Below are 12,457 nucleotides of genomic sequence, written 5' to 3' on the forward strand. Positions count from 1 at the left end.
GAAGGTGTTGGGAAATGAAACAATATACGCCCATGATACAACAATATTTAAAAATAAAGGCAGAGTATGAAGATGCCTTTTTATTTTTTCGTTTAGGCGATTTTTATGAATTATTTTTTGAAGATGCGATAAAAGCAAGTCAAGAATTAGAAATTACACTAACTGCCCGTGATGGCGGGGTCGATGAAAAAATTCCAATGGCAGGTGTCCCTTATCACTCTGCTCAAGGGTATATTGAAACGTTAGTAAGTAGAGGCTATAAGGTCGCCATTGCGGAACAAATGGAGAATCCGAAACAGGCAAAAGGCATGGTCCATCGTGAAGTTGTACAACTCATTACTCCGGGGACAATGATGGAAGGTAAATCAATTAGTGATAAAGCGAACAATTACATTTCTTCAATTACAGCCTTTCCTGATGATACATTTGGCCTTGCCTTTTGTGATTTATCAACAGGTGAAAGTAAAGTCACCCTTTTGACTGAAGGCTGGGATGATTGTATTAATGAATTAGCAACAATTCAAACGAAAGAAATTGTTGTAGACGGTCAATTTCACCCGGAAAAAATTAAGCAATTAAAAGAACGATTATCTGTAACAATTTCTTATGAAAAGGAAACGGAAATTAGTCATGAATTTGAGAAAATTATTGCACCGTTAAGTCAAGATAAATTAGTAATAACAGCTGCCCGTCTATTTAACTATCTTTATCGGACACAAAAAAGAAGTCTTGATCACATTCAACCGATTGAAACATATCAAGTTCACCAATTTATGAAAATGGATTATTATTCAAAACGAAATTTAGAATTAACAGAAACTATTCGTTCGAAAGATAAGAAAGGTTCGCTGTTATGGTTACTTGATGAAACGAAAACAGCAATGGGTGGAAGGCTGCTAAAACAATGGATTGATCGTCCATTATTATCCCTGGATAAAATTAATAACCGCTTGCACATTGTAGAAAAATTTAAAGAAAACTATTTTGAACGACAAGAACTACGCGATAAATTAACACAAGTATATGATATTGAACGATTAGCAGGAAAAGTTGCCTTTGGTAATGTGAATGCTAGAGATTTAGTAAACTTAAAAACTACTCTCTATCAAATTCCTGAGTTAAAGGAAATTCTGTTTAATATCAATGATAAAAAAGTACAGCATTTAGCAGAAAGTCTTGATCCATGTACAGAAATTGCCGAATTAATCGAGCATTCAATTGTAGATCATCCTCCAATTACGATTAAAGAAGGAAATATTATTCGTGACGGATATAATGAACAGCTAGATATGTATCGTGATGCAAGTCGAAACGGTAAAACATGGATTGCAGCACTTGAAAAAGCAGAACGGGAAAAGACAGGCATTAAATCATTAAAAATTGGCTATAACCGGGTATTCGGTTACTATATCGAGGTAACAAAGGCAAATCTCCATTTATTGCCAGATGATAGTAACTACGAACGGAAACAAACGTTAACAAATGCAGAACGATTCATTACTCCGGAACTGAAAGAAAAAGAATCCATTATTTTAGAAGCAGAAGAAAAGTCTGTTGATCTTGAATATGAATTATTCATTGAAATTCGAAATCAAGTAAAAGAGTATATCCCAAGATTACAAGCGTTAGCGAAACAAGTGAGCGAGATTGATTGTTTACAATGTTTTGCCGAAATAAGTGAAAATCGACAATATGTTAAGCCAATTTTTAATAATGATGGGAAAGTGTCAATTAAAGAAGGTCGACATCCAGTTGTAGAAAAAGTAATGGATGTACAAACGTATGTACCGAATGATTGTGACATGAATAATGAAACAGAAATTCTGCTTATTACTGGACCAAATATGTCTGGTAAAAGTACGTATATGCGACAAATTGCTTTAACGGCAATTTTAGCACAAATTGGCTGTTTCGTTCCTGCTGAATATGCAGAATTACCAATCTTTGATCAAATCTTTACTAGAATTGGTGCAGCGGATGATTTAATAAGTGGACAAAGTACGTTTATGGTCGAAATGTTAGAAGCTCGTAACGCAATTCGCGGAGCAACGGAAAATAGTTTAATTTTATTTGATGAAATTGGTCGAGGAACGTCAACTTATGATGGTATGGCGTTAGCGCAAGCGATGATTGAATATATTCACGATAAAATTGGTGCGAAAACATTGTTCTCAACCCATTATCATGAACTAACGGTTTTAGAAAAATCCCTTTCGAAATTGAAAAACGTTCATGTAAGTGCCGTTGAGAAAAATGGACAAGTTGTCTTCCTTCATAAAATTAAAGAAGGTCCAACGGATAAAAGTTACGGTATTCATGTAGCAAAACTTGCTGATATGCCACCTGAATTAATAAATAGAGCTGAACAGATTTTACAAGAATTTGAAAAGAACGGTCACCATAACAAACAAGATTCAGAGAGTCAAGTAAAAGCTGAAGAAACGGTAACAGTACCTATCGAATCCGAACAGACTATAGTGATAGAGGAACATGAAGAACAAGGGGCGGAAATTGCTCAACTATCATTGTTTGACGAACCTGAAATGAACAAACAGCCATCAAGTTCTCCAAAAGAACAAAAAGTAATCTCAGAGTTAAAAAACTTAAATCTATTAGAAATGACTCCCCTAGACGCAATGAACGCTTTATATCAATTGCAAAAAAAAGTAAAATAACCTATTTTTATTAAAATTTATGAGATGAAGGCGGTGAGAACGTGACAAAGATTATTCAGTTAAGTGAAAACCTTTCTAATAAAATCGCTGCCGGTGAAGTTGTTGAACGTCCCGCTTCAGTTGTAAAGGAATTAGTTGAAAATGCCATCGATGCAAAAAGTACGGTTATTGAAGTACATGTCGAGGAAGCAGGTTTACAAAAAATTCGTGTCATTGATAATGGAAGTGGCATTGATAGAGAAGACGTGCCCCTTGCCTTTGAACGTCATGCAACGAGTAAAATTAAAAATGAACAGGATCTTTTTCGTATCAGAACGCTCGGTTTCCGGGGAGAAGCATTACCGAGTATTGCTTCTGTTTCAAAAGTGGAAGTGATAACAAGTACTGGTGTTGGCGAAGGGACACGTATAGTTATAGAAGGTGGCGTCCGTAAAGTTTTAGAACCAGCATCCAGTCGAAAAGGTACGGACTTTACTGTGAGTGAATTATTTTACAATACTCCTGCCCGTTTAAAATATATGAAATCATTGCATACGGAGTTAGGAAATATAACGGATTGTTTAAACCGTATCGCATTAGCACATCCTGAAGTAGCAATCAAACTTGTTCATAATGGCCGGACTCTTTTACAAACAAACGGAAATGGCGATCCGAGACAAGTATTAGCAAGCATTTATGGCTTTAAAATAGTAAAGAAAATGATACCTATTAAAGCAGAAAACCTTGATTTTAAAGTAGAAGGTTTTATTGCATTACCGGAAATTACGCGGGCATCCCGGAATTATATTTCTACAATGATAAATGGACGTTTTATTAAAAATTACGCTTTAACAAATGCGGTTATTGCGGGTTATCATACATTACTTCCAATAGGTCGTTACCCGATTGCCTTTTTAAATGTAATAATGGATCCTATTTTAGTTGATGTAAACGTCCATCCAGCTAAACTAGAAGTTCGCTTAAGTAAAGAAAAAGAACTTAGTGAACTAATTACGAACACGATTAAACAAGCTTTCAAAAAAGAAACGTTAATTCCTGATGGTGCCGTGCCGAAAACCGTTAAACCGAAATCTGAACAAATATCACTAACATTAGATCATTTACCTGAAGACAAGCGTGAACAACTTCCGATAACAAATAACAACAATGTAAAACCTAGGGAAATACAAACACTAAATTTAAATAGAGGCTATGAAAGCTCGGTCCTATCCAAAGAAGAACGAGAAGTAGCGAACAAGTTTGTTCAGTCACTAATGATAGATAGAAAGGAACGAGAAGAACCGACAATCATCCATGAATCTACTTCACTAGAAACGGATGTTGATGAATCAACACCTTTATTTACAAATGATAATTCCATTCATACTAATTCAACGGAGAATGAGTCGATTGTGGACGAAATCATAGAAAACGATACTGAACAATTTGAAGACATTTCTGAAGTTAAATCAGTAAGTTCTAATCGTGTTCCGCCACTGTATCCAATTGGCCAAATGCATGGTACGTATATTTTTGCAGAAAATGAAAATGGTCTATATATTATTGACCAACATGCGGCGCAAGAGCGGATTAAATATGAGTTTTACAAAGAAAAAATTGGTGATGTACCTAAGGATTTACAAGAATTACTCATCCCGATTACACTCGAATTTTCCAATGACGAGTATATTAAACTTGAAGAAAACCTCGATGAATTGAAAAAAGTTGGCTTGTTTTTGGATCCCTTTGGTATTAATACATTTATCGTGCGCAGTCATCCAATATGGTTCCCAAAGGGTGAAGAAAAGGAAACGATTTTGGAAATTATTGAGCAAGTTTTAGCGATGAAAAAAGTTGACTTGAAGAAGTTACGTGAAGAAACGGCAATTATGATGAGCTGTAAGGGGTCGATAAAAGCGAATCACCGCCTACGTAATGATGAAATTCAAGCCCTCCTTGATACGTTACGAAAAACAAGTGATCCGTTTACTTGTCCCCATGGACGGCCAATTATCATTCATTTTTCAACGTATGAAATGGAAAAAATGTTTAAACGGATTATGTAATATAAGGTTATCCGTATAAAAGATAAACGACATTAACATTGCATTTATCTTTAGCGGGTAACCTTTTTAATATTCAAGTTTTCATGTTTAATCCCATATTTTTTGGCAATAATAATTTGATGTTTAACATATTTAGAAAATTATGGTAAACTTGAGGTACAATTTATAATAATATGCTTTGAAAGCAGTGAGTTTTTTGGAAAAAAGAGAGAAATTAGTGGTAATTTTAGGACCAACGGCTGTAGGAAAAACAGCCATGAGTATTCAGTTAGCAAAACGCTTTTCAGGAGAAATCATTAGCGGTGACTCCATGCAAATATACCGTGGAATGGATATCGGAACGGCGAAAATAACTAAGGAAGAAATGGAAAGAATTCCGCATCATCTAATTGATATAAAAAATCCAGATGAATCATTTTCGGCTTATGAATTTCAGCAATTAGTTCGTAGTAAAATTACTGAAATAACTTCACGAAATTCACTTCCGATGATTGTTGGAGGAACGGGTTTATATATTCAATCGGTCATTTATGATTATCAATTTATTGACGATTCTCGTGATGATTTGATACGGAATAAGTTATATAAACGTTTTGAAGATGAAGGGATTGAACCGCTTTTTGCTGAATTGAAAAAAATCGATCCACAAGCTGCGGAAAACATTCATCCGAATAATGAACGAAGAGTAATCCGTGCGCTAGAAATATATTATACAACTGGGGAAACAATGACCGAACGAAAAGAAAAGCAACAGCGGGAACTGCTCTATGATGTTGTATTGATTGGACTTACGATGGATCGGGATGTTTTATATAAACGAATAAATAAACGTGTTGATCTAATGGTTGAACAAGGTTTAGTAGAAGAAGCAAAGTCGTTTTATGATAAAGGGTTAAGAAATGTTCAATCAACACAAGCTATTGGCTACAAAGAACTTTTCGATTACTTTGATAGGAAAATAACCCTTGATGAAGCGATTGATCAAATTAAGAAAAATACTCGTCATTTTGCGAAAAGACAATTAACATGGTTCCGTAATAAAATGGACGTCAATTGGTTCGATATGACGGATGCTAATGCGTTTCATGAAAATTTAGAAAAAATTTCCGAATTTATAGCAGGAAAGTTTTAAAAAAAATCGAATAAATTATTTAAGGAGATTAATGAGGAGGACATGAAATGAACAAACAGATTAACATTCAAGACCAATTTTTAAATCAACTTCGGAAAGAAAATATTCAAGTGACGGTATTTTTAACGAATGGTTTCCAAATTCGAGGATACATTAAAGGTTTTGACAACTTCACTGTATTATTTGAAACCGATGGGAAACAACAACTCGTATTTAAACATGCTATATCAACTTTTTCTCCATCACGTAATGTACAAATTAATGTTGAATAATAATCCCAATAAATAATTTGTCGAATTAGATACAAGACTATCCAGTTGCGGTGATCAATATTTATACATAACAAATCCCGCATATTTATGGATAGTCTTATTTATTTTATTTTTATGGCATGTACGTAAAACATCCTGAATAAAGATAAATAAAGATGATTTTTTTATTATTTACATACAATGAAATTATAAATGTAGACATATATTTTTATAAAATATTTTTTAAAAGATATGCAATAATTACGATGACTAAAAATAATTTCTCAGGAAAGCGCAAGAATTGACAAGTCCATTTTTATTTTTGTCGAAAAAAGTTTTTTTCTGATATAGTATTTGAATGGGCGAATGTCACCTTTTTTGCATCAAGACGTATACTGATGTATTGATAGAGAGGTGAACAACTTGAGTCAACCAATCCGTATGAAAAATAATGGACAAATAAGTATTACGTTACAGCCGAAAATAAAAAAAGTTGATACTTATCCCGAACCGAAAGAATGGAAACCGAAAGAACAAACAGAAGAACATGAAATATTAAAAGAAATTGAAGAGGAACTCAGTTCACTTGTTGGACTTGAGGAAGTAAAAAAAGTTATTAAAGAAATATATGCTTGGATTATTGTGAATAAAAAGCGTGAAGAAATGGGGTTAAAAGCTGGAAAACAAGTTCTTCACATGATGTTTAAAGGAAATCCCGGAACCGGAAAAACTACCGTTGCTCGTTTAATCGGCAAACTTTTGCATAAAGTAAATGTATTATCTAAAGGACATTTACTAGAATGTGAAAGAGCGGATTTAGTTGGAGAATATATTGGTCATACTGCTCAAAAAACGAGGGATGTAATAAAAAAAGCGATGGGCGGGATTCTTTTTATAGATGAAGCGTATTCGCTTGGTCGCGGTGGCGAAAAAGATTTTGGTAAAGAAGCGATTGATACCCTTGTAAAACATATGGAAGACAAACAAAACGACTTTGTATTAATACTCGCAGGATATTCACGAGAAATGGAACATTTTTTATCATTAAATCCAGGATTAGAATCCCGTTTTCCAATTATAATTGAATTTCCCGACTACTCTGTCGAACAATTAATGGAAATAGCTCGAAGGATGGTAAAGGACAGAGAATACATTTTAAGCACAGATGCTGAACGAAGACTAAAAGAGCATCTCGTACAAATAAAAGCAACAGTTTTTCAAAATCGTTTTTCAAACGGACGTTATATACGTAATATAATTGAGAAGTCTATTCGGCAACAGGCGATGCGATTATTAATAAATAACCAATATGACAGAACTGATTTAATGACGATTCGTAGTCATGATCTCATCTTCTCGACGGACCGATAGCAAATAGGGAATTATTGGTATATAATAATATGGTATGGAAACAATGCTCTAGTAGTGGAGCATTGTTTTTCGTTATTAATCTCCTAGAATAGGGTGATTCAATGTTAGGAAGAAAAGAGAATGTCATATTAGTTGGTTGCCAATTACCTCATATAGATGACGAAAGATTTCAGTATTCAATGGAAGAGCTGGCATCGTTAACCGATACAGCTAATGGAGAAGTAAAATTACAAGTTACTCAAAAACGAGAAAGGCCAGATAATTCTACATATATCGGTCGGGGAAAAGTGGAGGAGTTAAAACCATTAATTGACGAATTAGAAATTGATGTCATCATTTTTAATAGTGAACTATCTCCGAGTCAAATGCGAAATTTAAATAATGAGTTAAAAGTTCGTATTATCGACCGTACCCAATTAATACTTGATATTTTTGCCCAACGAGCAAAATCGAGAGAAGGTAAGTTACAAGTTGAACTAGCACAATTAGAGTATTTATTACCAAGACTAACCGGGATTGGTACGGAACTTTCGAGGCTCGGTGGAGGAATTGGAACACGAGGTCCTGGGGAAACACAACTTGAAACAGACCGAAGACATATTCGGAATCGAATTCAAGATATTAAAAATCAATTAGCTGTCGTCGTTGAACATCGAAATCGGTATCGTCAAAGACGGAAGCGAAATAAATCGTTTCAAGTCGCATTAATCGGTTATACGAATGCAGGAAAATCAACATTGTTTAATCGTTTAACTGATGCAGAGTCCTATGAAGAAGATAAATTATTTGCCACGTTAGATCCATTAACGAGACGCATGGTATTACCGAGTGGTTATAAAGTTTTACTGATTGATACGGTTGGTTTTATTGAGGACTTACCAACGACTTTAGTAGCGGCCTTCCGATCAACTTTAGAAGAGGTAAGTGAAGCGGATTTACTTTTACATGTCGTTGATAGCTCAAATCCCGATTACTATCAGCATGAACAAACCGTTAGTAAAATTATGGATGAATTACATGCGGATAATATACCTATGTTAACTTTGTATAATAAAATTGATGCAAAACATCCTGATTTTATTCCGCTAGCCAAAGGTGAAGTATTACAAATTAGTGCATTTAAAGAATCGGACAGGTTTTCGGTTAAACGTAAAATCGAAGAAATCATGTTAAAACATATGAATGAATACAATGTGGGATTACCTTCATCAGAGGGTAAAACACTCTCTCAGTTAAAGGAAGAAACTATTTTACGTGAATTAAAATTTAACGAAGAGCAAGAAACGTACCAATGCAAAGGTTTTATCTTTGCTGATCACCCATTAAATGGAGAAATAAAAAAATTTACAAATGGAGATGGAAAACGCAGTGAGGAATGACTTAAAGAACGGAAACGTATTAAACCCAATCATTAAAGAAGTAGAAAAACAAATTCGTCCCATTCATGACAAAATTGATGAAATTGTAGAAGCAAATCAATATAAAGTTTTAAAAAGTTTTCAAAACAACAGTGTAAGTGATTCTCATTTTCATCCTTCAACCGGATATGGTTACGATGATCTTGGCCGTGATACGCTAGAAAAGGTGTATGCCGATTATTTCGGAACTGAAGCAGGACTTGTCCGTCCGCAAATTATTTCTGGAACCCATGCAATTTCGACGTGTTTATTCGGAGTTCTTCGTCCCGGTGACGAATTACTATATATTACTGGAAGTCCATATGACACATTAGAAGAAGTTGTTGGTGCACGTGGCAATGGTGCCGGTAGTTTGAAAGACTTTAATATTAGCTATGATGTTGTCCCGCTTAAAAATGATGGGAAACCCGATTACGATGCCATCGGTAAAGCAATCAAATCAAACACAAAAATGATTGGTATACAAAGATCAAAAGGTTATGCGAATCGTCCATCCTTTACGGTAGATGAAATTGCAGAAATGGTTCGTTTTGTAAAAGAAATAAAAGAAGAGGTTGTTGTTTTTGTTGATAATTGTTACGGTGAATTTGTTGAGTTACAAGAACCGACCCATGTTGGCGTTGATTTAATGGCCGGCTCATTAATTAAAAACCCAGGAGCTGGTTTAGTGAAAACCGGGGGCTATATTGTAGGTAAACAAGAGTTAGTTGATATGTGTGCAAACCGATTAACTGCACCAGGTCTTGGGGCGGAAGCAGGCGCATCATTATATAGTCTTTTAGAAATGTATCAAGGCTTCTTCCTAGCTCCACATGTTGTAGGTCAAGCATTAAAAGGAGCTGTATTTACAGCAGCTATGTTAGAACGATTAGGACTAAATACAAATCCATCTTGGGATGCGAAAAGAACCGATTTAATCCAATCTGTTCAATTTGATGATCGGGAACGAATGATTGCATTCTGTGAAGCAATTCAATATGCATCTCCAGTTAACTCACAATTTACTCCTTATCCAAGTGAAATGCCAGGATACGACGATGAAGTCATTATGGCAGCTGGAACATTTATTCAAGGTTCAAGTATCGAATTATCAGCTGATGGACCAATTCGCCCACCTTATGTAGCATACGTTCAAGGTGGATTGACTTATGAACATGTTAAAATTGCCATTTGCTCAGCATTAGATCACATAATGGAAAAAGGATTATTACAAATTTCATAAATACATTCATTTGGGCTGTCATGTACAGCCCAACTTTTGTATGAGGAGGATTAAGGTGGAAAAGATTCAATTCATAAGGGACCTTTTTGAGTCTAACCGAAATATAGATAACCAAATCCCAATGGAAAAGTATATGTGAAATCAATTTCCCTTTTTAGGTATAAAATCACCCGAAAGGAGACAATTGATGAGGACTTTTTTGCTGAGACAAATGTTTTAAAAGAAGCATTTCAACCTAATTTCGTGCGTGACTTATGGAATTTGCCTGAAAGAGAATTTCAATATGCGGCTTTAGATTATATTGAAAGATCACTTAAAATAACCGAAAATTATTTTTCAAAGCAATTAAAAAAAGTTCTCCAACATTCAAATCTGTTATTGACAATATAAATAATGATGAAATATAATTACTCCATGATTTTTTTGAGAGAATATTTAACTACTATGTACACTTACTTTATGAACATATTAGTTAAATGTTTTTTCACCCAAACTCGTAAAAAATTGGAGGACATTGAATGGGAAAATATACAAAGGATGACATTTTACGTTTAGCAAAAGAGCAAGAGGTTTCATTTATTCGTTTACAGTTTACCGATATTCTCGGAACAATTAAAAACGTAGAAATTCCCTTCAATCAATTACCGAAAGCATTAGATAATAAAATGATGTTTGATGGTTCTTCCATTGAAGGATTTGTTCGGATTGAAGAAAGTGATATGTATTTATATCCAGATTTAGATACGTGGGTGATTTTTCCGTGGACAGCGGGTCGTGGAAAGGTTGCACGGTTAATTTGTGATATATATAACGCAGATGGTACCCCTTTTGCGGGTGATCCGAGAAACAATTTGAAAAGAGTATTAAAAGAAATGGAAGAGATGGGGTTTACTCATTTTAATTTAGGTCCAGAACCGGAATTTTTCTTATTTAAATTAGATGAATATGGTGAACCGACATTAGAATTGAATGACCATGGTGGTTATTTTGATCTTGCACCAACAGATTTAGGTGAAAATTGCCGTAAAGAAATTGTAGTTGAATTGGAAGAAATGGGTTTTGAAATTGAAGCATCTCACCATGAAGGTGCCCCTGGGCAACACGAAATTGATTTTAAGTATGCTGATGCGATATCAGCTTGTGACAATATCCAAACATTTAAATTAGTAGTTAAAACAATTGCCAGAGACTTCGGATTACATGCTACCTTTATGCCGAAACCATTATACGGAATTAGTGGTTCAGGAATGCATTTTAATTTATCTTTATTTAAAGGTAATGAAAATGTATTTTATGACCCGGATGGTGAGTTACAACTAAGTGATTTAGCTTATCAATTCATGGCAGGTATTATTAAACATGCGCCAGGATATACAGCCATTACAAACCCGATTGTCAATTCATATAAACGGTTAGTTCCAGGATATGAAGCGCCAGTTTATGTTGCTTGGTCAGCAAAAAACCGTAGTCCCCTTGTTCGTATACCTACGTCAAGAGGACCTAGTACACGAGTTGAGTTACGAAGTGTTGACCCTTCAGCAAATCCTTATTTAGCTATGGCAGTATTACTTAAGGCGGGATTAGAAGGTATTAAAAATAAATTAACACCGCCTGCTCCAGTTAATCGAAATATTTATGAAATGACAAAAGAAGAACGGAAAGAAGCCGGTATTATTAGTCTTCCAGATACACTTCATTTCGCTTTGGAAGAATTACGTAAAGATGAAATTATTAAGGAAGCGTTAGGAGAACATATTTATACAAATTTTGTCGAAGCAAAAGAAATTGAATGGAATATTTTCCGTTCCTATGTTACTAACTGGGAACGAGAACATTATTTGAAACTATATTAGTATTTAGGTAATACGTACTTGATAAAAATGCTTTTGATTGTATAAATGCAGTAATTATTTCACTATTAAAATAAATACAATGTATATTAATTGTTATTCTTTAAACGCTATGTTATATTAAGATAAATTAAATAAAGGAATCCTTCGGGGCAGGGTGAAATTCCCGACCGACGGTGATGAGGGTGTAAATACTCTCTAAGTCCGTGACCCATTTTCCTTTTTTAGGAAAATGGCTGATTTGGTGAAATTCCAAAACCGACAGTTAAAGTCTGGATGGGAGAAGGATATCATATAAACGTTTAAAATTCTTTTTTAAAACGTTTATTTGACATACCATTAAAGCCCCATACTTACTTTGTATGGGGCTTTGTTTGTCATATAAAAGAATTATATTTCCTTTTCCATGATTCTTTGTTACCTCTTTTTATCAAACTATTCATATTTTTCAACCCTCCAAGCCCTACGCTTTTAGGATTCCCTTTATATTTAA

At 34.4% G+C, this 12,457-nt stretch carries 8 protein-coding genes and 1 riboswitch; all 8 genes read left to right on the forward strand.

Annotation, left to right across the window (positions count from 1 at the left end):
- Positions 1-14 precede the first annotated feature (14 nt).
- The 8 genes from mutS (at position 15) to glnA (ending at position 11,967) form a co-directional block, all read left to right on the forward strand.
- Positions 15-2,675, forward strand: a complete 2,661-nt coding sequence (mutS, locus tag GW534_RS05035) for a DNA mismatch repair protein MutS (RefSeq protein WP_161919969.1) — start codon at positions 15-17, stop codon at positions 2,673-2,675.
- 41 nt (positions 2,676-2,716) lie between these two features.
- Complete coding sequence (gene mutL, locus GW534_RS05040) at positions 2,717-4,720, forward strand: DNA mismatch repair endonuclease MutL (protein WP_161919970.1); 2,004 nt, start codon at positions 2,717-2,719, stop codon at positions 4,718-4,720.
- A 196-nt stretch (positions 4,721-4,916) separates the two neighbouring features.
- On the forward strand, positions 4,917-5,852 hold the full coding sequence (gene miaA / locus GW534_RS05045; RefSeq protein WP_161919971.1) for a tRNA (adenosine(37)-N6)-dimethylallyltransferase MiaA: 936 nt from the start codon (positions 4,917-4,919) through the stop codon (positions 5,850-5,852).
- A gap of 47 nt (positions 5,853-5,899) precedes the next feature.
- Complete coding sequence (hfq, locus tag GW534_RS05050) at positions 5,900-6,124, forward strand: RNA chaperone Hfq (protein ID WP_161919972.1); 225 nt, start codon at positions 5,900-5,902, stop codon at positions 6,122-6,124.
- Between the two features lie 402 nt (positions 6,125-6,526).
- Positions 6,527-7,474, forward strand: a complete 948-nt coding sequence (spoVK, locus tag GW534_RS05055; RefSeq protein WP_161919973.1) for a stage V sporulation protein K — start codon at positions 6,527-6,529, stop codon at positions 7,472-7,474.
- Between the two features lie 101 nt (positions 7,475-7,575).
- The gene (hflX, locus tag GW534_RS05060; protein WP_161919974.1) at positions 7,576-8,853 is read left to right on the forward strand and encodes a GTPase HflX; all 1,278 of its coding nucleotides are present in this window, start codon (positions 7,576-7,578) and stop codon (positions 8,851-8,853) included.
- Positions 8,843-10,114 carry a methionine gamma-lyase family protein gene (locus GW534_RS05065; RefSeq protein ID WP_161919975.1) on the forward strand — a complete coding sequence of 424 codons (1,272 nt, stop codon included), beginning with the start codon at positions 8,843-8,845 and terminating at the stop codon, positions 10,112-10,114. The genes hflX and GW534_RS05065 overlap by 11 nt, the downstream gene beginning before the upstream one ends.
- Before the next feature lie 518 nt (positions 10,115-10,632).
- Positions 10,633-11,967 (forward strand): type I glutamate--ammonia ligase, encoded by a 1,335-nt coding sequence (gene glnA / locus GW534_RS05075; protein WP_161919977.1) that lies wholly within the window; start codon positions 10,633-10,635, stop codon positions 11,965-11,967.
- Between the two features lie 136 nt (positions 11,968-12,103).
- Positions 12,104-12,256, forward strand: a riboswitch (FMN riboswitch).
- Positions 12,257-12,457: the final 201 nt, after the last annotated feature.

The sequence above is a fragment of the Pallidibacillus pasinlerensis genome, from assembly GCF_009996845.1.
GTDB lineage: Bacteria > Bacillota > Bacilli > Bacillales > Caldibacillaceae > Pallidibacillus > Pallidibacillus pasinlerensis.